The 23,726-nt window shown below is 61.4% G+C and carries 15 protein-coding genes and 1 pseudogene; 12 read left to right on the top strand and 4 right to left on the bottom strand.

Translation table 11 applies throughout. The features are described 5' to 3' along the window. The first annotated feature begins 10 nt into the window (after nucleotides 1-10). From AC3IT0_RS05560 to AC3IT0_RS05530, 7 genes and pseudogenes are all read left to right on the top strand, one after another. Nucleotides 11-1,387: a GAF domain-containing protein gene (locus tag AC3IT0_RS05560; protein ID WP_489322773.1), complete on the top strand. Its 1,377-nt coding sequence runs from the start codon at nucleotides 11-13 to the stop codon at nucleotides 1,385-1,387. Nucleotides 1,388-1,478: 91 nt separating this feature from the next. Beyond that, a pseudogene (locus AC3IT0_RS05555) lies at nucleotides 1,479-2,130 on the top strand (DeoR/GlpR family DNA-binding transcription regulator); the annotation flags it as partial. Between the two features lie 252 nt (nucleotides 2,131-2,382). Further along, a complete protein-coding gene (locus AC3IT0_RS05550; protein WP_489322772.1) occupies nucleotides 2,383-2,883 on the top strand; it encodes a hypothetical protein in 501 nt (166 codons plus the stop codon). 58 nt (nucleotides 2,884-2,941) lie between these two features. Further along, complete coding sequence (locus tag AC3IT0_RS05545) at nucleotides 2,942-4,708, top strand: IS1634 family transposase (protein ID WP_489322771.1); 1,767 nt, start codon at nucleotides 2,942-2,944, stop codon at nucleotides 4,706-4,708. 168 nt (nucleotides 4,709-4,876) lie between these two features. Further along, complete coding sequence (locus tag AC3IT0_RS05540) at nucleotides 4,877-6,019, top strand: hypothetical protein (RefSeq protein ID WP_489322770.1); 1,143 nt, start codon at nucleotides 4,877-4,879, stop codon at nucleotides 6,017-6,019. A 294-nt stretch (nucleotides 6,020-6,313) separates the two neighbouring features. After that, complete coding sequence (locus AC3IT0_RS05535) at nucleotides 6,314-6,628, top strand: IS110 family transposase (protein WP_489322769.1); 315 nt, start codon at nucleotides 6,314-6,316, stop codon at nucleotides 6,626-6,628. Between the two features lie 294 nt (nucleotides 6,629-6,922). Beyond that, nucleotides 6,923-8,797, top strand: coding sequence for a GmrSD restriction endonuclease domain-containing protein (locus AC3IT0_RS05530; RefSeq protein WP_489322768.1), 1,875 nt, complete (start codon nucleotides 6,923-6,925; stop codon nucleotides 8,795-8,797). Nucleotides 8,798-9,411: 614 nt separating this feature from the next. Here AC3IT0_RS05530 and AC3IT0_RS05525 read toward each other — a convergent pair. After that, nucleotides 9,412-12,549 (bottom strand): DEAD/DEAH box helicase, encoded by a 3,138-nt coding sequence (locus AC3IT0_RS05525; protein ID WP_489323726.1) that lies wholly within the window; start codon nucleotides 12,547-12,549, stop codon nucleotides 9,412-9,414. Between the two features lie 230 nt (nucleotides 12,550-12,779). On the opposite strand from AC3IT0_RS05525, the gene AC3IT0_RS05520 reads away from it, so the two are divergent. Together AC3IT0_RS05520 and AC3IT0_RS05515 are read left to right on the top strand one after the other, a co-directional pair. Next, nucleotides 12,780-14,249: a phosphoribosyltransferase-like protein gene (locus AC3IT0_RS05520; RefSeq protein ID WP_489322767.1), complete on the top strand. Its 1,470-nt coding sequence runs from the start codon at nucleotides 12,780-12,782 to the stop codon at nucleotides 14,247-14,249. A gap of 505 nt (nucleotides 14,250-14,754) precedes the next feature. Beyond that, the gene (locus AC3IT0_RS05515; RefSeq protein WP_489322766.1) at nucleotides 14,755-15,576 is read left to right on the top strand and encodes a reverse transcriptase family protein; all 822 of its coding nucleotides are present in this window, start codon (nucleotides 14,755-14,757) and stop codon (nucleotides 15,574-15,576) included. Nucleotides 15,577-16,333: 757 nt separating this feature from the next. Here AC3IT0_RS05515 and AC3IT0_RS05510 read toward each other — a convergent pair. Both AC3IT0_RS05510 and hisC read right to left on the bottom strand, forming a co-directional pair. Next, the gene (locus tag AC3IT0_RS05510; protein WP_489322765.1) at nucleotides 16,334-17,746 is read right to left on the bottom strand and encodes an amino acid permease; all 1,413 of its coding nucleotides are present in this window, start codon (nucleotides 17,744-17,746) and stop codon (nucleotides 16,334-16,336) included. Nucleotides 17,747-17,789: 43 nt separating this feature from the next. Beyond that, nucleotides 17,790-18,899 carry a histidinol-phosphate transaminase gene (gene hisC / locus AC3IT0_RS05505; RefSeq protein WP_489322764.1) on the bottom strand — a complete coding sequence of 370 codons (1,110 nt, stop codon included), beginning with the start codon at nucleotides 18,897-18,899 and terminating at the stop codon, nucleotides 17,790-17,792. Nucleotides 18,900-18,992: 93 nt separating this feature from the next. On the opposite strand from hisC, the gene AC3IT0_RS05500 reads away from it, so the two are divergent. Beyond that, complete coding sequence (locus AC3IT0_RS05500) at nucleotides 18,993-19,496, top strand: Lrp/AsnC family transcriptional regulator (RefSeq protein ID WP_489322763.1); 504 nt, start codon at nucleotides 18,993-18,995, stop codon at nucleotides 19,494-19,496. Nucleotides 19,497-19,616: 120 nt separating this feature from the next. Further along, nucleotides 19,617-21,287 carry a thiamine pyrophosphate-binding protein gene (locus tag AC3IT0_RS05495; protein WP_489322762.1) on the top strand — a complete coding sequence of 557 codons (1,671 nt, stop codon included), beginning with the start codon at nucleotides 19,617-19,619 and terminating at the stop codon, nucleotides 21,285-21,287. Between the two features lie 86 nt (nucleotides 21,288-21,373). Here AC3IT0_RS05495 and AC3IT0_RS05490 read toward each other — a convergent pair whose 3' ends face one another. After that, nucleotides 21,374-21,703, bottom strand: coding sequence for a DUF4234 domain-containing protein (locus AC3IT0_RS05490; protein ID WP_489322761.1), 330 nt, complete (start codon nucleotides 21,701-21,703; stop codon nucleotides 21,374-21,376). 392 nt (nucleotides 21,704-22,095) lie between these two features. On the opposite strand from AC3IT0_RS05490, the gene AC3IT0_RS05485 reads away from it, so the two are divergent. Continuing rightward, complete coding sequence (locus AC3IT0_RS05485) at nucleotides 22,096-23,721, top strand: AAA family ATPase (RefSeq protein ID WP_489322760.1); 1,626 nt, start codon at nucleotides 22,096-22,098, stop codon at nucleotides 23,719-23,721. Nucleotides 23,722-23,726 lie beyond the last annotated feature (5 nt).

The raw sequence follows: 23,726 nt of genomic DNA, 5'->3' as shown, positions 1-23,726 counted from the left end.
TGGGACGGGCGTGAGCTGCATCACCATTGCAACGCAGTGGGGGTTTCAACCGCGTTACACGGGCACTGCCGGCAAGGACGCCGCCGGTGAGGAGGACACTGTTTTGGACTACGGCCTAAGGTTTTCGGACCCGGCAAAGTACTCGCGTGCCCTGCGCCGCGCCCACGAACTGGTCATCTCCGGCGTCCCGCGTCCGGAGATCCCGAACGACCTGGCGGATTCGTGGCGCCGTTCCATGGCCCTGGGCATCAGCCCGGACCAGCACAGCCCGCGGCACCTGCACGACGTTTCCGACGTCCTGGGGCTGCGGCGGGAGCACCGGCTGCAGCAGGTCATGCCGGCGCTCAACGACCTGCTGGCCGACGATTCCAGTTCCGGCCGGCACCTGCTGGTGCTGACCGATGCCCGCGGCGAGATCCTGTGGCGGGTGGGCAGCCCGGACGTGCTGCGGCGGGCGGACCGGCTGGAGTTCTCCGAAGGGGCGGACTGGTCCGAGGCCGGCATCGGCACCAACGCCATCAGCGAGGCGCTGGTCACCGGCCGGCCGGTGCAGCTGTTTTCCGCCGAGCACCTGGTCCGCACCCACCATGAGTGGGCCTGCACGGCGGCGCCCATCACGGACCCGGCCACGGGCCGGCTGCTGGGCGTGCTCGATGTGTCCGGACCGCTGGACACCATCAGCACAGACACGCTGCGGATGGTGCGCTGCGCGGTCCGGGTGGCCGAGGCCCTTTTGGGAACGCCCGACGGCGGGACGTCCGTGAGTGCCTCACCTGCCCGGAGTGCCTCCCGGCAGGCCGCCCGCCGGCCAGTCACGGCCGTTGAGTCGCTGGAGCTGCTCGGCGACAGGCCTGCCGCGGTGTTCCGGGACGGCAGCCGTGTCCCGCTGACGCTGCGCCGGGCGGAGATCCTGGCGCTGCTTGATTCACGCACCAAAGGGTGGAGCGCAGAGGAACTGGCCTATGAGCTCTATGGCGATGCGGGCACGCCGCAGGCCATCCGTACGGAGATGTTCCGGGTCCGGTCGATGCTGGGCGATGCGGTGGAGTCGAACCCCTACCGGTTCGTCGCCGGTCTCGCTGGCTGTTCGGACTCGGGGCGGGTGCTGCGGCTGCTGTACGACGGGCAGGTGGCCGAGGCGCTCGACGCTTACCGCGCTCCCCTGCTCAGCCGCTCCGGGGGCCCTGGCCGTCCAGCTGCTCCGGGACCAGCTAGACCTCGCGGTCGGGTCGGCAGTCCGGTCCGGCGGCGACGCCGGGCTCCTAATCCGCTGGCTGTCCACGGACATGGGCTCCGCGGATTCGGAGGCAGTCGAGGCCCTGGGGCGGCTGGTGGGGCGCGGGGATGCGCGATATCTGACGTTTTGGGCGTCCGCCGCTCTCGGTAGTTGAGCCTGCCCTCGGTGGTTGAACCTGTTAAAAACCCGGTGGTTGAGCCCGTCGAGACCCCGATGGTTGAGCTTGTCGAAACCAAATTCGCTGCTCGTTCGGTTCGAGGTGACCGCCTCCACCGTGGGCCGAAGCCGACGGCGCTATGGCCCTGGGCGCCCACCCTGAGGCGTCGCTGCGGCAGCGCACCGGCGAGGCCTTTGAGCAGAAGCACGCCATCGCCCGCTGGGCGGCATCCGTGATCCGGCCCGGGGAAAACATCCTGCTCGACGCCGGCTCCACCGTGGGTGCCCTCGCCCACGAACTGCGCGCTTTTGATCGGTTATCCGTGACCACGCCGGGCATCAACACCATGCAGGAACTCGCCGAGTCAGAGGGCATCGAGGTGGACTGCCTGGGCGGCCGGCTGCGGAGCCTGAGCCAGAGCTTCGTGGGCCCGCTCGCCGAGGCCGCCCTGGAACGGATGAGCTTTGACCGCGTGTTCCTCGGCGCCGACGCCGTCACCGCCGAGGACGGCATCTGCGAGGCCGACCACACCCAGACCAGGCTCAAGGAACTCATGGCCCGGCCCGGCAATCTTGTGTATGTGCTGGCCGACTCGTCCAAGCTGGGCCTGCGGCCGTTCCACGCCTGGGCCCGGCTCGCGCTGCCCTGGACCTTGGTGACGGACGACGGCGCCGACCCCGCCCAGGTGAAGAAGTTCCGGGACTCCGGGGTTGAAGTTGTCCTGGCCGGTGGTTGAGCCCGTCAATTGAGCTCGCCGAAACCGAGCCTGTCGAAACCTCGTCGTCGCAGACGTCCAGTTGGCTTCGTCAACAAAGGGAGTCTTGTTAGGGGGGAAGGCCCCGGAAGGGCACATCCACCAGACAAGTATGGTCCTCCTGCCCGACTACGCGGGGTCGTGGATATCTACATGTGGATTGAGGAGCCTTTTGGCGCAGCGGTTCCCGTCGAAGGCGAGCCCTGCAGGCGTCGGCACCGCTAATATCAATTGATGGATGATCTGAAGGACTGGGTGCCATTGGCGGCCTTGGTGGTGGCCGCTGCCGGATTCGTATTGCAGATAAATAATCGCCGGGATGCGCGCCGCGCCGCAGGACTACATGTGGGTAGTGCTGTGCGCGATGGGCGCGCCCTAATTCAGATTCAGAAGATTGGTGACGCGCCGATCTTCAACGTTGAGATTCAGCCGTATGCAGGAACCTCCCAATCCCGCGCCAGATTACCTGTGGTCCTCGGAGAAATGACCCGCAACGACCCCACTGTAAAAGTCGCTTTGCTCCCTAACGCTTCTGGTCACGCAGCGGTTGAGATCTCCTACAAGACGATGATCCAGGGTGGCAGGACCGTACGTTTTGTCTGGGATGCCGTAAATCACAAAAGGTTGGGAATGGCCCTAAACGTTCGGGCCCGTTTAGGCCGAAGTTACGTGGGTCTCTCGTCCGGACTCGTTGAGTTTCCGGGCGAGAGGCCCGTTTTGTGCCGTTTCGTGTAGTCAGAATAATTGTCGTGTCGTTTCAGGCTGGCAGTACAAATCGCTCTAAACTGTTGTCATGGCGAAGCGAGGCGGAGCGGTTCATGTAGTCAGAGTGACGAAGTCCCATACGGACAAGCATGGCCAGGAGCGCGCCTACCGGTCGGCGTACCTGCGCCGGACCTACCGCGAGGATGGGAAAGTCCGCAACGAAACCGTCGCGAACCTTTCGGCCCTGCCCGAGCATGTGGTCGACTTCATCGACGCCGGACTCAAGGGCCGCCAGCTGGTGCCCGCGGACGCCGTGGCCACCATCACCCGGTCCCTGCCGCACGGCCACGTCGCCGCGGTGCACGCCCAGGCCAAAGCCCTCGGCCTGCCTGCTCTGCTCGGGCCGGCGTCCGGGCAGCGGGATCTTGCCCTGGCATTGGTGATTGCCCGGGTCTGCCGGCCGGGCTCGAAGCTGGCGACCACCCGCTGGTGGGCCGACACGACCCTCGCCGAAGACCTCGGCGTCGCCGGCGCCACGACGGACGAGGTATACGCCGCTATGGACTGGCTCTCCGACCGGCAGGAACGAATCGAGAAGGCCCTGGCCCAAAAACACCTCTCCCCGGAGGCCAACCCGGAGAAGCTCGCGCTGTTCGACCTGTCCTCGTCCTGGGTCACCGGGCACCACTGCCCGCTCGCGGCCCGCGGCTACTCACGGGACGGGAAGAAAGGCCTCGAACAGATCGAGTACGGGCTGCTCACCGACCCGGACGGCCGGCCCGTGTCCGTGCGCGTCGTGCCCGGGAACACCGCGGACCCGGCCGCGTTCGAGGCCCTCGCCACGGACTTCAAAACCCGGTACGGACTGGCGGACATGGTGATGGTCGGAGACCGCGGCATGATCACCTCCGCCCGGATCGAACAGCTCAAGGAACTCGGCGGCCTCGGCTGGGTCACCGCGCTGCGCGCCCCGGCGATCCAGGCCCTCGCCGCCGACGACGGGCCCCTGCAGATGAGCTTGTTCGACGAGCAGAACCTGGCCGAGATCACCCACCCGGACTATCCGGGCGAACGCCTCATCGCCTGCCGCAACCCGCTCCTGGCCGCCGAACGGGCCCGCAAACGCACCGCACTGCTCGCAGCCACCGATGCGGAACTGGCCAAGATCACCGCCGCCGCCGAAGCCGGGCGCATCAAGGACGCCGGGAAGATCGGCGTGCGCGCCGGCAAGGTCATCGGCAGATACAAGATGGAAAAGCACTACACCCTGACCATCGGCGACACCTCGTTCGCCTACGCCCGCAACGAGAAACAAATCACCGCCGAAGCAGCCCTGGACGGAATCTACATCATCCGCACCACCATCCCGGACACCCGGATGGACGCGGCCAGGGTCGTGGCGACCTACAAATCCCTGGCGAACGTCGAACGCGACTTCCGCTCGATCAAGTCCATCGACCTGGATCTGCGCCCGATCCACCATTACACCGAAACCCGGGTACGGGCGCACGTGTTCATCTGCATGCTCGCTGCCTACCTGACCTGGCACCTGCGGAAAGCCTGGGCACCGCTGACGTTCACCGACGAGAACAGACCGGAGCCGGCCGATCCCGTCGCCCCCGCCCGCCGCTCCGAGGCCGCCGCGCTCAAAGCCTCCAGGCGCACCACCGGCACAGGGGAACCCGCCTACAGCTTCCGCTCCCTGCTGGACCATCTGGGAACCCTGACCCGCAACGACATCCGCTACGGCGCCGAGGAGACCGCGCCCCTGATCCCCACCCTGGCCGTGCCCACCCCCACCCAGCACAAGGCCTTCGACCTGATCGGCCAGAACGTCCCGCTGACACTGAAGTAGACAGAAGGAGGAACCCCGGAAACAGCGAAATCCCCGCCAACGCGGGGATTTCGCACGTCACGACAGACGTAACTTCGGTTTAGGCACGATTCCCCACCACGACCAGGAGGTTCCTGAGGAAGCGTCCGACAGAGTGTAGCGCCGCCCGGCGGCACTAGTGTTCTTTCTATGATCGATCCGGTTTACGCTCTCAGATGGCCGCTGCCTCTCTTCAGATGGGAGGCACAGCTCATCCTGCAGGACTTCGGATCAGAAAACTGGACGAACAAAGTCGCCCACCTGCTGCGTGAGACCTATCAAGACCCAGCAGTCGCCGAATTCTTCGACTCTAGGTTCAACGTCTCGGCGAAAGCATGGACAGCGATGGGAACGGCCGAGGAAGATGCCCGCACGTGGTTCACGGCTCTCATCGAAGACGAATCGCGCTTACAGCCGTACAAGCAGCCGATCTTCTGGGCGGAAAGAAATGCCAAGGAACTATCGCCGCTTGACGCCGACCTAGGACTTTCGTTTCCCCGAGCTTTCCTTGACCTCATAGAACAGATGAGGCAAACAGGGTACTTCCCGCGCACTCTTCCCTTTGACTGCGTTGACGACTACAGCGACGGGCCAGATACAGCCACGGAAATTCGGCGAGCAACGAAGTTGGAGATACCCTGGCCGTTGACCAATGAGCAGGCCGATGCCCTTCCAGAGCCGGCCCTCTACTCGCTCATAGAGTTCTTCCACCATCAAGCGCAGAGGCCAAGGACAACCTGGTATCACAGCTTCAACGATTGCGGCCTGCACTATGACAACTTCAACGCCAGGTCAGGACAGATCGTATATCGGTGGAGGGTGAACGCGCTGCTGGCGGGCTACAAGGTACCGCTCCATTTGGGATCTTCAGGTGAAGAAGTAGGGCACTTAGTTCGGCGTTTCAGATCGCCCTTGAACGCCTTAGCGGCAGAACAAGTAACCCAACGCGCCAATAACCCACGGGATGAAGTTGCCCATGCAGTGAGGATGTACCGAAGTCGTGATGCCACGATTGTGGACAAGCGAGCGGCGGTCGCGCTTTTAGCCGGAGAGATGGAACCAAAGCGCCGCATCATCCAGCGGAAAATCTCCGCTGGTGATGAATCCGACCTGTTCCGCATAGCCAACCAATTCACCATTCGCCACAGGGACAAAGCCCAAAAAGCGGACTTCGGCGACGAATTTCTTGACTGGGTCTTTTGGACCTACTTAGCCACAATACGTCTGCTAGATGATATCGCTAGTCGGCCGGCCGCTGCTGACGCCCCTCCTGTTAACGCCAGCCGAAAATAGGGCCAGGAACGCCAACTGAAATAGTGAGCATGATGCAGCTCCGCGGCAGCACCTGGGCGGATGAGAATCCGAGTTGGTCCCCTCTTCCTCCGTGCTGGCTCGGGGGCATTCTGGTTGTGGGCTCGCCGGGCTGGACGTCGATGGCCTTGGTGCCTGTGAGCCCGGAAAATCGTGTGGCGTGGAAGGCCGTGGGCACCCGGTCGTGCTGCCCTAGAGCCCGAACTTCAGAGTCCTTGACTGACGGCCTCCCTCCGGCGAACACGTTGCAAGCGGCATATATGGAGGAGGACGGCGATGGAGGAGATCGTTCAATATTGCGCCGGGCTCGATGTCCACCGGGACACGGTCAGGCGGCCTGCAACAACGGGGAAACGCGAGCAGGAGACTTGCACCTTTTCCACCAACACCGCCGGGCTGATTGATTTAGGCGATTGGCTGGGTGCTCAGAGCGTGACCCGGGCGGGGATGGAATCCACGGGTGTGTACTGGAAGCCGGTGTTCTACCTGCTGGAGGATCGGACTCCAGAGGTCTGGCTGCTGAATGCGGCGCACATGAAGAATGTTCCCGGGCGTAAGACTGACGTCGCCGATTCGGCGTGGATCGCGTAGCTGGTCGAGCATGGCTTGGATAGGCCGTCGTTCGTGCCGCCGCCGATCCGGGAACTGCGTGATTTCGCCCGTTACCGCAGGACTCTGGTGGAGGAACACAAGTCCGAAAGTCCGCGCACCCTGACCGCACAAATTTGATGGCCGTCGCCTCAGCGTCCACAAATCGAGCTTTGGCTGGGCTGCTACTTCCCCGGCAACAAGCAGCTCGTTTCCATCGGGTCTATATGCTGTCTAAAACAGAGGCCCTAGCGGGGGCTTAGATCGGTAGCAGCGCAAATGGAAAAGGGATAAGCAGTGTCACACACGCGACCTTCAACTAAGGCTCACGACCTATCCCTGTCCGAATGGTTTGGCGTTATTCAGACCGGGCAGGTGAAGTTGCCGCGGTTCCAGCGCCATCAGGCCTGGGACGCGCGCCGCATCCAAAGCTTGTTGGACACAGTGGTAAAGAACCTTCCCCTAGGCGTAGCACTAGTTCTGCGTGTCTCGGGTAAGGAAGCTTTCGAATCGCGATTCCTCGCCACTGCAGAGCCCTACTCACCGTCGCCGACGACGATGCATCTTTTGGACGGGCAACAGCGCCTAACTGCATTTTGGAGAGCCCTACATGACAACTACGATCGGGACACTTTTTTCGTTCACGCACCGCAGCTTGATACCTCCCCTGATGAAGAACACGGTGAGCTGTCAGTTCGCGGGTACAGGACTTGGCGAAACAAACAAGGTTTGAAAATGCCCCGATGGGTGGAGGACCCTTCTGAGTGTTACCAAAGAGGACTGATTCCGGTGCGGCTACTGAGCCCGATGGACATTGACCACGAGATCAAAGATTGGACTGCCAAAGCTCTAGCAAGACTCCGTCCAGATCCCAAAGGGACAGCTGAAGAGCGGTTGGCTGCCTTTGAGATGCTGGAACCGGCAAAGGACAATCTGAACCACCTCCTTACCAAACTGCGATCAACTGTCACTCATTTCAATCTGCCCTATTTGGCCCTCCCTGAGGATACGCCCAAGGAGGTTGCGCTAAGGGTTTTCATCAACATGAACACCAATAGCAAACCGCTGACAATGTACGATGTCGTCGTTGCAGAGGTTGAGGATGCTGCCGGAATTTCTCTTCATCGTCTCGTTGACGAATTGCGACTGGCCGCGCCTGCACTCGAGCGATACGGCAGTCTTGAGAACTTAGTCCTCTCCGCATCCGCACTCATCCAGGAAAAACCGCCCATTATAGCTGGCTTTATTGAACTGGACAAGAAACGCATGGTTGAAAATTGGCCTCAATTGCAAATTGCTTTTGGCCGGATGACTGATTTTCTTACGAGGGAGAAGGTATTTGATGAGAAACGACTTCCTACATATGCAGTTCTGCCGGTCATAGCGGCTACTCTTTTTTACTCCAACCCGCACGGCGACCGGGTAGCTCGCGATCACCGGCTTTTGCGGCGGTACCTTTGGTCCAGCTTCTTCAGTGACCGATATGCAAAGACCACGTCTACTAGGTCGCTTGCGGACTTCAAGGCAATAAAGGACCTGGTAACGGACGAAAAACCATTCGCCCAGGAGTTCACATCGGACCAGCTATCCTCGGTTCCTGCCCTGGACAGGTCCGCCCATCCGTTGGCCACCATCGATCAACTCCTTGGAGCCGGCTGGCCTACAAAAAAGGAATCCCTCTCACGAGCCATCCTCAATGCATCATTGTATTTCGGTGGGCGGGACTTTGCTGATGACTCGGTAGCATCCTATACCAGCATCCAGAATCGCGAATACCATCATTTGTTCCCAGACAAACTCCTGTCCGACGCATCCATCAATAGCTGGAATGTTCTCAACTGCGCCCTAATTTCAACGAAAACAAACCGAACCATAGGCCGCAAAGACCCTATCGCATATCTTAAAGATCGTATTAGTTGGACTAATGAAAACGAGATACGCGAACGGCTGCGATCACATTTGGTAGATTTTGAAAATCTGAATCAGGGACCTTACGCCGGAGTTTCTGATTCAGACCTTCACGAAGCCGTAGATCCTGCCTATCGGATTTTTCTTCGCGACCGGGCCCGGTCGGTGCGAAAGCTCGCAGACCTACTTGCCAATGGAGAAATACCAGAATTACATCTTGTTCTTCCACGCGAATCATCCATGAAAGAGTCTCCAACAAAGTAGTGGGCCAAGCGCACGGCGTTGGCGAGCGCCCCGTGGCATCGATATGCAGGGCGGACTGCAGAGCTCGGCGGCACCGGAAACTTTGTCCCGTGGGCCCGGGGCACGCTGCACCGGTCCAGACCGATGTGTTTTTGCAAGAACTGGAAGACGCGGTGCGTAGCCCCCTATGCATGCATGTGTGGGCTGACGACCATTCGATCTACGAGCGACGCCTTCCGGTTCCCTGCGATGAGGAAGGCGCCGCTCTAACACTCGTTGTGCCGAATTCCGGTAAGCCATAGTTCGGCCGAAACCGGCCTCGAATGCGGACTCGTTCTGCCTCCCGGCCTCCACCGGAGCACGGCGGCCCCTGTCATCCACCTAGGTGCCGGCAGGAGGGTTGACGGCCCAGAAAGTAGCTGCTTTTCCTGCAGGCTGGGCAACGACCCATCTTTATTGGCTTGTCCGGTTCAGGTTCGATGACTACGGGTTTCATTTGTTCCTCCACCGCGGATAATGATCGTCCGGATGCCGAACAAAAGCGGTCTCGCGGACTCGTGTGATTAGGAATACTGGCGTTGTCAGCAAGCACGCCGACAGGTTTTTCACACAGTGGGCATTCCTGGCAATCGAGTTCACTGAGCCACCGCCGCTGCGGTCGCATAAACGTCCGCGGGCATGGGCCGGTGCAGCTTCCACGTAATAGCAATCGGCTTCTCGCCTGCGTGCTGCACGTAATCCACTTGCCCGAGGCACGTGTAGGGAACGGTCAGGCCGGTTTCGTCGTCCGCTGTGTCCCGCGTGAAGATCAGGACCTTCGAGCCGTGCGACGCCCGGTCCAGGTACCGTCGCCCAGTCGGGCTTCCGGGTGAAGTGGCGTTCTGCGATTCCCAGTGGAACAACTCTGGGCTGATGGCATAGTCCTTGTACATCGTCGTCGCCGAGTGCTTCTTATCGTCCTTGTTGAGCGTGACGAAGAAGGCGTCAGTGGACGTTGCCGGGCACCAGGCCACGCCCTCACGGTGCTGCACGTTTTTGCCGAGCTCCAGTGAACCGTACTGCAGGGCCGCCAGGATCTCTTCACGCCGGTAGGTAGCGTGCGACAGCAGCGGAACGTGTTGCAGGCCCACCCCTAAGCCCTTAGCAGCATGCTTCGACGCGGCCACCCCGAGCTTCACGATCTGGCGGATCTCGCTGCACACAAACTGGTAGCCGCGCAGGTACTCCAGGCCAGCGTCGTACGTCTGAAAACCGCCGCCGTTGTCCCACAGGGTGTAGAACAGCATCCGGGCGAAAGTCTGCTCGCGCATCCCAAGTTCCGCGTAGCGGGGCGCATTGGGGTCGACCAGCATCGAGTACGCCTCGGCGCGTTCCGGATCATCCACATGGATGAGCGCAGCCATCCGGCCCAGCAGCTTCTTCTCATCTGGTTCCGCTTGGTCGACGAGCTGGCCCTTGAGGATTTCCTCCACGGGCGATTTCGACAAGCTCAATCCCCGGCCCTCTATTAGCCCCGCCTGGCGAAGGTAGCCGGTCCACGAGTCCTTGGTCGATCGGTAGATCGACTTCACATCGTTCCCGGACTGCTCCAGATAGGCCTCCAGCTCGGTCTCCGCATAGGAGGCGATGTCCCGGACCAGCTGTGCCCGGTTGAAGCGCAGCTGTGCCTTGATGTTGTCCAGCACCACCTTCTGCGCCACCCGGTCCAGGACGATCTGGGAGCCCGACGGCAGGTAGGGGAACTCGTCCTCCACTGCCTTCTCCAGCTCCTTGCGCCCGTAGCCGGTTAGCGCCCGGTAGCGCAGATCGAAGCGGAACTCACGCCGCTGCTGGCCGATGAAGTCCATGACCGTCAGGACCGCCTTGCCCTCCGCACGGCGCAGTCCCCGCCCCAACTGCTGGAGGAATATTGTGGCGCTCTGCGTGGGCCGGAGGAGCAGGATGGTGTCCACCTGCGGCAGGTCCAGACCTTCGTTGAAAAGGTCGACGGCAAAAATGCAGTTGACTTCCCGTCGGCGGAGGCGCTCCAGGGCGGCTGCGCGGTCGGCGTCGTTGATGCTGCCATCGACGGCGACGGAGGCAATGCCGGCGCGGTTGAACACCTCGGCCATGTAGTGGGCGTGCTGAACCGAGGCGCAGAAGCCGATGGCCCGCATCTGGTCGGTGCTGGTGACCTTGTCGCGGAGTTCGCGGATCACCTTGGCAGCGCGGGCGTCGTTGCCGGTGTAGAGGTTGCTGAGCTGGGCTGTGTCGTAGGTGCCGCGCTTCCATTCCAGCTGGCTCACGTCGACGTCGTCCGAGACGCCGAAGTAGTGGAACGGCACCAGCAGGTCAGCGTCCAGGGCGTCCCACAGCCTGAGCTCGCTGGCGGTGCGCCCGTCGAAGAACTGCTTGGCGACGTCGACCCCGTCGCCGCGTTCCGGCGTAGCCGTCAGTCCGAGAAGTTGCTGCGGCTTCAGGTGGTCCAGCAGGCGTTGGTAAGTGGGCGCCATGGCGTGGTGGAATTCATCTATGACGACGACGTCGAAGAAGTCCGGTTCCAGCTGTTCGATGCCTAGCGAGGACAACGACTGGACGGAGGCGAAGATGTGCTTCCAGTCCTTCGGCTTGTGGTCCCCCACATAGAGTTCGCCAAAGGCACCGTCCTGCATGACATCACGGTAGGTGCGCATTGCCTGTTTGAGGATTTCCTGCCGGTGGGCGACGAAGAGCAGCTTCAGATCGCGGCCGGCGGCCTCACACAAGCGTTTGTAGTCCAGGGCAGCAATAACTGTCTTCCCCGTGCCCGTGGCGGCGATCAGGAGGTTGTGGTTGAAACCTTTGAGCCGCTCGGCTTCCAGCTCTTCAAGCATCTCCTCTTGGTGGAGGTACGGCTGGACTTCGAGCCCGGTGGCTGCATCCGGCGCTGCGGTGCGCCTGCCGCCGTTGCGCTCCAATGCTGCATCCAGCTTTTCGCCGTCGCGTTCCGGATCGTAGCTCTGGAATGCGCGCTGCTCCCAGTAGCTGTCGAAGGTGACCTCGAACTTTTGCAGGAGAGTGGGCGTGCCAACTGAGCTGAGCCTGACGTTCCATTCCAGGCCATCCAGCAGCGCAGCCTGGCTGAGGTTGGAGCTGCCGACATAGGCAGTGTAGAAGCCGGAGTTCCTGCGGAATAGCCAGGCTTTGGCATGTAGGCGGGTGGCCTGGGTTTCGTAGTTGATTTTCACCTCGGCGCCGTAGCGGTTGACGAGCTCGTCGATGGCGCGGCGTTCCGTGGCGCCCATATAGGTCGTGGTGATGACTCTGAGCTTGGCGCCGCGTTCCTTGAGTTGCTCCAGTGCCGGATGAAGAAGGCGGAGGCCGGTCCAGCGTACGAAGGCGCAGAGTAGGTCGACGGTGTTGGCGGACTCGATCTCGGCCCGGAGCTCCGCGGCAAGATTCGGCTCGTCCTTGCTGTTGGTCAGCAGCGCAGAGTCACTGAGCTTGGTTGTGGGACGGCGGAGTTGCCGGCGTTTGAGAGCGTCCGGGCGGTAGAGGGACTGAAGCTGGGTGGGGCCCGGAGCAATGCGGTCGTGGTTCTGTAGCACTTGGAGCAAGCGGTTCGCCAAGTTGACTCTGTCTGCTGGCCTGGCGGTCTTCAGTGCCTCGCGGACAGCATCTGCAACATGACGGGAGAGTATCTCCGGGGTGTCTTCGTGATCTATATCAGTGAAGATCGACTTGATATTCGCTATCTGGTTCAGGCGCGCGCCGAGTGCATCAGTGTTTAGTAGTTCGTACAAGCCATCGGGCAGCGGTCCTGCCGCCGCTCCCCTCTCGAAGTCGGTCACTGCGCAAGGCTAAGGGATGGCTTCCTGTTTCAACGAGAGGCGCTCCGCAGACCTTACTCCTCCGTGCCCGAGGCTCTCTCTGGGCCATACTACCGATGGCAGCTTGACCGCGTTTCCACGACGAGACTCACCTATAATGCTCGCGAAACGACCCCTGCTGTGGGCTCAAAGTCCGCATTGACTAGAGTTGCCACATGCTCAAGATTCCGTCGGTCGCAACCTGGCTCACCCAGTTCCCCGATCCAGAGCGCTCCTTAGCTGTTCTCGCTCTGGAGCATCTACATTTCGTAACCACCGATGAAGTCAAACACGATCTCTCCGGAGCACTGGCCGACGCGGTAGACGAGTCCTTCAGAACGAAATCCAAAATACTGATTGAATCGGTTCTTTCAAAAGAGGACTTAGAACGTTTCCTGCGTGAGTCCGCTAGCGACCAGCCTGCCTGCGTAATGCCTCTTGAAGTTACCGGTTTGTCGTCAGCGCTAACTGCCTCTGAAGAGGCCCAACGAAAAATTAAATCCCTCATCGGCCCCATTTCTCGCAAGAACAAGCCGACCCGCAGCCTGTATGGGAACTATCATCCCTCAGAAGTTAGAGATGAAGAATCAGGTTCAGAGAAGTACTTGGATCTAGTCATAAGGAATGAATACTCGCGGATTAAGGCAATATCAGAGAATTTGAAGTTGGTGTCGCCAATAGTAAAAGGTAGAGAAGATATAGCGGCCTTGAGCCGTTCAAATGATCCCCTCGACCTAATACTGCTGACCGATAATATAGGATCCGGTCAGCAAATCATAGATTTTCTAGGTTCGGTGCTTCTGTCTCGCATTACGGGTCCACTGCTTTCTACCCGAATCAAAGTTAAAGTTATCGCGTGGACTGCCACCGCACAAGGCATTTCAGCTGTCCAAGACTGGGCGGCAGCAACGCCGTTGATTAGCAAAGACCTCGCAGCCGATGTTGAAGGATTGCGATCAATCCGCTTGCACATCGACTATCTTAGAAATACAAAGTCATTCTTTGAGATTGAAGATGACAATATTCGAGGGGGACTCCTCGACTTTTTCGCGCGATATGGAGACCCGCAAAAAAAGAAGCAAAGCGGCGGACTGGGATTCGGCCAAACCGCTTCGCGGACAGTCCTGCTCGGATCATCGTGTCAAAATAATGTCCCGGACTTTTTGTACATACCGGCAAAATCCATTAGTTACCGCCCCCTCTTTTCGTCAAAGATAGTCCCGAATGATCTCGCGGATTACATCCTCGATCATGCTCCAAGCGCACGAAGATCGGATTTGTCGGAGTCCGACTTTCTTAGCGCACTAAGAAAACATAAATTAGTTCAGGCTGCCAACCGATCAAGTGTAAAAGGGGACATAGAGTGGCGAGTCCTATTGTTCGCCATGGCGGGTTTCAGTAAAAGCCATGCCTTACGTTCTATGGAAATCTCTTATTTCAAGTTCCATAAAGCCCTATCGATGCTGATAGAACTTGACTGGCTCACCGCCGACTTCGTTCCAACCAGTAAGGGCAGCAGTATAGTCAAGCGGTTTGGGTCGAAGGGCACCTACTCAGATTTCGCTTCCGCCAAACGCTATTTGAAGCGTCATGTTGACGGACGCGATGTCGTCTACTACCCTCAGTCTTTGCGTGGGGTGCGGTAAACCTAGTTTGTCATCCAATTTGGATGACGCGATCTGAAGACGGGGTGCCAAAACGGCCCCGTTCTCGGGGTTCAGCTGTATGAATCATCAAAACGTGCGTCAATTTGACTTGCGTTCGTGTATAGGTGCTTCATGCCGGCGCTGAATAACCAGATATATAGCAGACACAGATCGAAGCCGACGAAATTCAATTGGAATTTCGCCGACATGAGGGAAACCAATGGTAGGAAATGTCTCACCCCACGCCTATGCTCGAGAACTTACATCCAGAGCTGGATCTGCCAACCTCCTGAGGGAAATTAAGACGGTGGATCACGCGTGCTTGACGCACAACGTGGTTCCCGTCTATACACTCGCCCACTTGTGTGTCATAGGAAAGGTGCCTTATGAGGCGGCCCGGGATGTGATCTTTAACCATCGTGCTCACTACACGTCGCGGAAACTGGTCAAGCGGTCAGGCCTAGGCTTCCGAACGATCCACGAGCCTTCTCCACAATTGAAGTCCTTGCAGCGCGCAATCCTCCAAAACTGCCTGCCTAGGGATGCCAGCTCCGATTTATCGTTTGCCTTTGAGCCGGGCCGTAACACGTCCCAGGCCGCTCGTCGTCACATTGGCGCCAGGGCCATGATCCATGTCGACATTCAGGACTTCTTTGGATCTATTGGATCCCGACGCGTCTATTCAATTTTCGCAAGACTGGGGTATCCGGAGCTTCTGGCGCTCGAAATGGCGCTTATAACTTCCGTGGGCCATGAGGTCACTCTTCGAGGACCGGATGACCGTGGCGTCCCTTACGAATTCCTCAAAGAAGGACGACTTCCGCAGGGCGCCTCAACGAGCGGTAAGATTTCCAACCTTTTGTGCCGGGAATTAGATAGTCTCTTGACTGAAATTGCCCTAAAGCGGGGAGGTGTTGTGACCCGTTATGCTGACGATATTTCTTTTTCATGGCCGAATCCTTTGGTTCGAAGCGAAGGCGGGACCATCCTTGCGGAAATCGAACGGGCCGTCGGCGAAGCCGGCTTCAGCCTCAATCGCAACAAGACGCGCATTATTCCCAAGTCGCACGAGTTTCGCATGCTCGGCTTGTGTGTAGGTCAGGAAGGCATCTGGTTGAATCGAAACTATAAGAGCCATATCAGAGCGCACTTGTACGGAATCGAAGAATTCGGACTTTCCGCACATGCCATGTCAAGAGGATTTCATTCCGATCTCGAATTCATAAGTTTTATTTGGGGTCATTATGCGTACTCCGCTTACATAGATCCTTCGTTCGCCTCTGAAGTACGTTCTCGGCTGGAAATGGCAGGTGTTCCTGACGTCTGATCGGCTTGCGGAACCCGACTCCCGCGACTGCCTTCGGGTGAGGGGCAGCCAGGCCAGCCACGCCGGAGCCGCGATGGTTGCGCCCAAACAGCAACGGCCGACGTAAGAAAGACGGCGGGACCGCAAACTGCTCCCTATATCGCAAGAGCTTGAACAACTACGCCCTCGCCGAAGCTGAATGCCCCCGCGCCCGGCCCGCTGGCCATAGTGCCAACTGCCCTACTGTTCCGGAGCCCGGTAGGTCGTCTCCTCCTTACGGCTTCGTCGATGTCCTCCACAGTCAGGAGCGGCTTCAGACGGACGGTGACGTTCTCCGTCGAGTTGATCAGCAGCGGCCTGGCTGCAGCACAGCACTTGCATCGTCCGGCACCTCAAAAGCGCCAAGGACGTCGGTGTAACCAAAGAGCAGTAGAAGCTCTCTAGCGATCCTCCTCTGGAACCGAGGGCCTATGTCAGAGCCTCACACCGCTTGGTGCCGCTTTCCTGCACGAACCCCGTGATTCCCCGACCAACGCATTTTGCTTCAGGGCCACATTCGATCCCAGTTGCCTATCGGTCTTATTCTTCGAAACCCGGAGCGGGTCCTCGGCCACGCGTAGAAATGAATCAGCGCGGAAATCTCCAACCGGCTGCCTCGAAAACCGCCTTTAGCCCGGCAACATCGCCAAGCCCGGCATGCATTGCGAAGGGCGCGGCCGGCCAAAGCCGGACGCGCCCTTCGCTTGCACCGAACCAGTAGAGCCCTACCAGCCCCTGTTCAGTCGACTAGCACCGACTGCTTGGCACGCTCCGAAGACTCGACAACCGGCGCAACCTTGCCGGAACGGTGGTGAAGCCAGTTCGCCACCGCCAGAAGCGCCACGAGCCCGAAGGTGCTCAGCAGTTGGGGCCGGGAATCCTCGCCGATGAAGCCCACCGTGAAGATTGCCGCGAGGATGAGCAGGCCAAAGCACGTGAGCCACGGGAAGCCGGGCATCCGCAGGGGAAGCTCCGTTCCCTCGCGGTCGGCGCGGAGCCGCAGCGCGAGCTGGGCGAGGAGCGCTGACGTCCACACGAGCAGGCAGGTCGAGCCCACAATATTGAGCAGGACGGGAAGGACCTTTTCGGGGAAGGCGAGCTCCAGCACTACCGTGACAACACCGAAGGCGACGCTGGCCAGGACCGCGACCACCGGAACCCGGGCCTTGGACACGGAAGCAAGCAGGCGTGGCGCTTCACCCCGCTCGGCGAGGGAGAACGCCATCCGGGAGGCACCGTAAAGGTTGGCGTTGAGGGCGGAGAGCAGTGCTGCCACGGCCACTAGGGTGATGGCGGTGGCCGCACCGGGCATGCCGGCGGCGTCCAGCACCGCGGCGAACGGGCTCTTCAGCCCCGCCGAACCGACGGGAACAACGGCCGCAATCACGAAGATGGCGCCGATGTAGAAGACCAGGATGCGCCAGAGCACGGTCCGGACTGCCTTCTTCACGCTGCGGGCAGGCTCGGCGGTCTCAGCTGCCGCCACGGAGACGATCTCGGTGCCGCCGAACGCGAAGGCCACAACGAACAGTGCCGTGGCAATACCGGCAAAACCGCTGGGTGCGAAGCCGGCACCGGTGAAGTTGGACAGGCCCGGCGACTGCACCCCCGGCAGCCAGCCGAAGAGCAGGGCAGCGCCCACAGCCAGGAACGCCACGATTGCCGCCACCTTGAGCAGCGCAAACCAGAACTCGAACTCGCCGAAGTTCTTCACACTGGTGAGGTTCACAGCGGTGAGCACCACGATGAACACGAAGGCCATCAGCCATACCGGGAGAGCCGGGAAAATGGTGGCCAGCAGGCCTGCCGCACCGAGCGCTTCCGCTGCGATGACCACCACAAGCTGCAGCCACCACAGCCAGCCCACCGTGGCACCGGCCACCGGCCCGTAGGCCTTGGCGGTATAGACGGAGAAGGCACCGCTGTCCGGATTGGCGGCGGCCATCTCGCCGAGAGCCCACATCACCAGGATGATGAGGGTGCCGGCCACGAGGTAGGAGATCAGTACGGCCGGGCCGGCGGCCTGGATGCCGGCGCCGGAGCCGATGAAGAGGCCCGCGCCGATGGCGCTTCCGAGCCCCATCATGGTGAGCTGACGGGGTTTGAGTGCGGCGCCGAGGGCGCGGCCAGACGTCTTTGTCTGTTGTTCCATGGGGAGTCCTCTGGTTGTAGGTGGAACGGGTTGGGGTTTCAGGTCAGTCGATTGTTGAGGCCGCGTGGGCTTCCAGGAGCCGGAGCACACGGTCGTTGGAGGCGGGGGCGGCAACGGTGATCCGCACGCCGTCGCCCTGGTACGCCCGGACCAGGATGCCCGCGCGGTCGAACGCGTCCACCAGCCTCGCCTGGAGGTGCTCGTCCGCACGGATCCACAGGAAGTTGCCCTGGCTCGGCTGCAGTTTCCAGCCCTGGGCTTCCAGCTGCGCGGCCATCCGGGCGCGCTCCTGCCTGACGCCGTCGACCCGCGCTTCCATCTCCTCCCCGGCGTCCAGCGACGCGATGGCCGCCTTCTGCGCCAGCGCACTCACGGAGAAGGGAAGGGCGGTGCGGCGCAGTCCCTCAGCGATGGCCGGCGCCGCCACGGCGTATCCCACGCGCAGGCCGGCGAGCCCGTACGCCTTCGAGAAGGTGCGCAGGATGCAGACGTTCGGGTGCTGGCGGTAGAGCGCCAGGGAATCGGGGCCGCTGCCCGCTTCGGCGTATTCCACATAGGCCTCGTCGATCACCACGAGGATGTCGGAGCGCACGGACTGCAGGAAGGCCTCGATGCGGTCATGGCTGATCGGCACGCCGGTGGGATTGTTGGGGGTGCAGAGCAGGATCACCTTCGTCCTGGCGGTGACGGCCGCGGCCATGGCACCGAGGTCGTGGCCCTCAGCGTCGTCCAGTGGGATGCGGACCGGCCGGGCGCCTGCAAGCTCAATCAGGATGGGGTAGGCCTCGAAGGAGCGCCACGCGAAGATCACTTCATCCCCGGCGTCGCAAAGTCCGGTGATGATCTGCTGGAGGACGCCGACGCTGCCGGGTCCCGCCGCGACCTCTTCGGCCGTGATACCGAGGTGGCGGGCAATCCGTTCACGGAGTTCGACGGCGGCACTGTCAGGGTAGCGGTTCATCGTACCTGCCGCCGCGGCCACCGCAGCGGCGGCCGCGGGCAGTGGCTCGTAGTGGCTTTCGTTGCTGGCGAGGGCTGCGATGTCCAGGCCGGCGCTGCGCCGGCCCGGGACGTAGGGCGGAAGTCCGGCCACCGCGCCACGAAGGGTGGGAAGCGCGGTGTCCGGTGCGGTCAGGAGCTGATCACGGGTCATGAGCACCGATCATGGTTGTGATCCGGCCCACAATGCAAGATACCCTCAACCCATTGGGACTTCTGCTCAACATCTACTGTCTGTGGTGAAAATATGACCATCCCGAACCCCCGCACCGTGGATTCCCTCGACGGCAGGATCATCCTGGCTCTCGATAAGGATCCCGAAGCCAGCGCCTTGGCCCTCTCGAGGACGCTCGGCGTCGCGCGGAACACGGTCCACGCGCGGCTGGCCCGGCTCGAGCGCAGCGGCGCCCTCCGCTCCTTCAGCCGGAGACTGGACCCCGCCGCCCTTGGCTATGACCTGATGGCCTTCCTCTCGTTGTCCATCAGCCAGACGCGGACAGGTGCGGTGGAAGACGGGCTCGCCGCGATTCCGGAGGTCATCGAGGTGCACGCCACCACCGGGGACGCGGACCTCATGGCCAAGGTGGTGGCACGCAGTACGGCCGACCTCTACCGCATCACCAACCAGATCCTCGAAATCGAGGGAATCCAGCGGACCAGCACGGCCATTTCCGTGCTGGAACTCATGCCGCCCCGCTACGACGGACTCCTGAGCCGGCTCACCGAGCAGGAAACCCGCCCTTCCACCTAAGCGCGGGTGATGCACGCCACAGGTGGGCATATTTTCACTAATTACCGCATCGTCCTGCCAAATATCCCAATCAAATTTGCCTCTCTTGCCTATCTGTGAACCAGCCCACAAGATTCCTGCATGACTACTCTCACCGTCTCCGGCCGCGTGGCGCAGGTTCTCAGCAGCTATCTCAGCGATGTCTTCGGCGTGATGGGCAACGGCAACGTCTACTTCCTGGACGCCGCGGAAAAGCTGGGCCTCCGCTTCTCCCCCGTCCGCCATGAAGGCGCCGCCATCGCCGCGGCCGACGCCTACTACCGAACGTCAGGACGTCTCGCCGCGGGCACCACCACTTACGGCCCCGGCTACACCAACGCACTCACCGCCCTCGCAGAGGCGGTCCAGGCACAAATCCCCGTCGTGCTGGTCACCGGCGACGCTCCCACCAGCGGCGCCCGGCCCCAGGACGTGGACCAGGCAGCAATCGCCGCGGGCCTCGGCGCGGCCACCTTCACCGTCACCCGCGACGCCGCAGGCTCCATCACGCAGCAGGCGGTGGAGTACGCGCTCACCAAGCGGACCGCCGTCGTCATTGCCATTCCCTACGACCTCGCGGCCCTCGAGGCTGCGGACGAGGAACTTCCGGCGCCGTTGGCACCTCAGGTGATGGACGACGTCGACGGCGGCCTTGGGCAGGTAGCCCGCCTGCTCGCCGGGGCGAAGCGGCCGCTGATCCTCGCCGGCCGCGGTGCGCATCTCGCCGGCGCCGGCCCGGAACTCCGGGAACTCGCCGACCGCATGGGCGCGCTGACCGCCGGCACCGCTCTGGCGCTCAACCTTCTCGAAGGCGAGGGGTACCTCGGTGTCGCGGGCGGCTTCGGCACGGACACCGCGGCCGGGCTCATGGGTGAAGCCGATGTGGTCCTCGTGGCCGGGGCAAGCCTGAGCCCCTTCACCATGCGGTTCGGGCACCTGCTCAGCCCGGACAGCACCGTCATCCAGATCGATGCCGCCCTGCAGCCGACGCACCCCCGGGTGGATACGTTCGTCAGCGCTGACGTGAAGTCTGCCGCGGGACGCCTCCTCGGGATGCTGGATGAGGGCGCTTCGGCGGACGCCCGCTCGGATGCGTGGCGCGCGGAAGCCCGCAAGCGTCTGGCCGAAGGACCGGGCCACCAGGCAGGTTCCGCGGAAACCGTGGACGGCCGGCTGGACCCGCGTTCCCTTGCCGCGGCACTCGATGCCGTGCTGCCGGAGCGCCGCACGGTGGTCCAGGACGGCGGGCACTTCGTGGGCTGGGCACCTATGTACTGGAACATTCCACGGCCGCAGGACCTGGTCATGGTGGGGACCGCCTACCAGGCCATCGGGCTGGGCCTTGCCAGCGCCGTCGGGGCGGCCCGCGCCGTGGAGGACGGCCGCACCCTGGTGCTGGCCTCCGGCGACGGCGGCTTCCTGATGGGCCTGTCCGACCTCGAATCGCTGATCGGGGCGGCCAGCAGCGCCGTTGTGGTGATCTACAACGACGCCGCCTACGGAGCCGAAATCCACCAGTACGGCTCCCAGGGCCTGACCGAAAAGCCCATGCTGATCCCCGAGGTGGACTTCAGCGGCATCGCCCGCGCGCTCGGCGCCGAGTCGGCGATCATCCGCTCGCTGGCGGACCTTTCCGCGCTCACGGACTGGATCGACGCCGGTGCGAGGGGGACCTTCGTGGCCGACTGCCGCATCACGTCGAGCGTCCGGGCCCCGTGGCTGAGCGAGTGGATGGCGGCCAAGCAGGAGGCAAAGGCGGCGGTGGCGGGGTAACGGAATTCAAAGGTCAACGGCCCAGCACGGTTACGTCGTGCTGGGCCGATTCAGTTCTCTTTATCCCGGTCTCAGGGCACGCCGTGTCAGGCGGTAACAGGAACGGTGACCGCGGACGGTGCGATCTTTCGGTTGAACTCGTGCTGGACGATTGCGGGGCCGATGGTACCGAGAAGGAGTATCAACCAAAACGCCGCGTGACGCCCCAGGCCTCGACGCGTGAAAACCTCGACACCCACTGAGTATTTCCACAGCCAGACGATGTTGGCAATGGGCACGAGCAGCAACCATGCGGTGGGTATAGCGGTACCGTACTTATTCATTTCATTTTTCGTTTTCACACTCCAAACCAAGGAGTAGATTCCGAAAGTAACGATGGGCAAGAGTAGCGGCGCTGCAATGCTGCGGTATTTCATGGTTCTCCTAGACACATTTCGTGGAACGGTCGGAGTAACACCTCTGGCGCATCACGGCGTCGTCGATTTCCCCCAAAGGGACACTATCCGGGGCAATCACCGCCGAGGGCAAAGCTAGGGCAATCTTGAGGCAAACCTGCGCAGTGCGTCATATTGCAGAGTCTGGGCGACTTGTCCTAAGTCGCTGATCAGGTGATTTCCGGTCCGTTCCTCAGAGGCGCAGCGTCCAGCGTCCTTTCAACCAGCAGTCACCCGCAAGTGCTTTCGTGAGCAATTTACCGGCGGACACCGGGCATTCACACCGGTTGGAAGCGCCACTCGTTGTGGTCGGCTGGGATATGCTTCGTCCAGTTGTGACAAATGTAATGTTGGGGGCCAATATGAATTCAAAAATGCCGCTGAAGTTCGGTGCCACTCTGGTAGAGCTGATCCGGGCCCGGCATCCGATCCTTCTCGTGGAAACCCACGAAGGTGACAGGGTGATCGCTGCTGCTGAAGCTGTGGCTGTCAGCCCGGATATTCGGCGTCAACGCAGGGTCATTGCCTACACGGTTTCCAAGGGACTGCACGCACCTGGGCAAGCGGGAAAGCCAACCGCGCCGGATGTGGCCCTCGTCGAGGCCACGAAGACACCAGAACCCACCATCTTCGTGTTCTTCGACCTCCACCACTTCTTGGGGTCGCAGGGGCGTCCGGCGGAGCCAACGATGGTGCGGGCAGTCCAGGACGCCGCGACAGCCTTCCGTACCGGAGAAGTCCCGCACACCCTCATCATCGTTTCGCCGGCCCTGACGTTGCCAGCGGATCTGGAGAAGGAAGTAACCGTTGTTGATCTTCCCTTGCCGACAGCCGGGGAAATCGAGGGTGTCCTGGATGAGATTGTCAGCGCGAACGCCGCGTCCATCGTCGTTGACCTGAGCACGGACGATCGCCAGAGGCTCATCCAGGCAGCACAGGGTCTGACCCTGGGCGAGGCAGAAAACGCCTTCGCTCGCGCTATCGCCTCAGATCGTAGGCTCGACGCTTCGGATATCGCGTTGGTCCTAGACGAAAAGCGCCAGACCATTAGGAAGTCGGGGCTGCTGGAATTCATCACGCCAGAGGGCACGATGAACGATGTCGGGGGCTTGGAAAATCTGAAGAAATGGCTGGAGAAGCGGAACGGTTCCTGGCTGCCCGAAGCACAGCGCTGGTCCATCCCAGCACCAAAGGGTGTTCTCATCACCGGCATCCCCGGCTGCGGCAAGAGCCTCACCGCGACCTGTATGGCCACGCTCTGGGGACTGCCCCTACTTCGCCTTGACGTCGGCCGCGTCTTCTCCGGTCTCGTGGGCTCCAGCGAACAGAACATGCGGGGAGCGCTCAGGCTGGCGGAAGCGGTCTCCCCATCTATTCTGTGGATCGATGAAATCGAGAAAGGCTTCGGTTCGAGCGGCAGCGGAGACTCCGGAACCAGTCAGCGAGTCTTCGGCACATTCCTGACATGGATGCAGGAGAAAAAGAACCCGGTCTTCGTTATCGCCACCGCAAATAAGATCGATACCCTTCCACCAGAATTCCTCCGCAAGGGCCGCTTCGACGAGATCTTTTTCGTCGACCTGCCGACCAGAGAGGAACGGGTCCATATTTGGCGCATCCAGCTCGAAAAGAGGCTTACGACGGGATCTGAAGCCACTGGCGATTTCGAGATCAACAACGACTCGTTGGGCTTCCTTGCGGAACATACGGAAGGTTTTTCAGGGGCAGAGATCGCCGAAGCAGCAGTCAGTGCCTGCTTCGAGGCATTTTCAGAGCGTAGGCGCCTTAACGAAAAGGACCTCCGCAGGGCGATCACCAACACTGTTCCCTTGTCGGTCACCCAAGCGGAACAAATCAAGGGAGTCCGAGACTGGGCTTCACAGCGTGCCGTGGCAGCAACTTCGACCAGTTCCAGGGGTGATTACTCCACTAGTGGGTCGGCAGCGCCTGCAGACGTAAACTCTTGGCGCGGTGGTCGACAGATCGATTTTGGAGATTAAAGTCC

It is taken from the genome of Pseudarthrobacter sp. KH_020_B (assembly GCF_057840185.1).
This window is presented reverse-complemented; position numbering and strand designations above follow the sequence as displayed.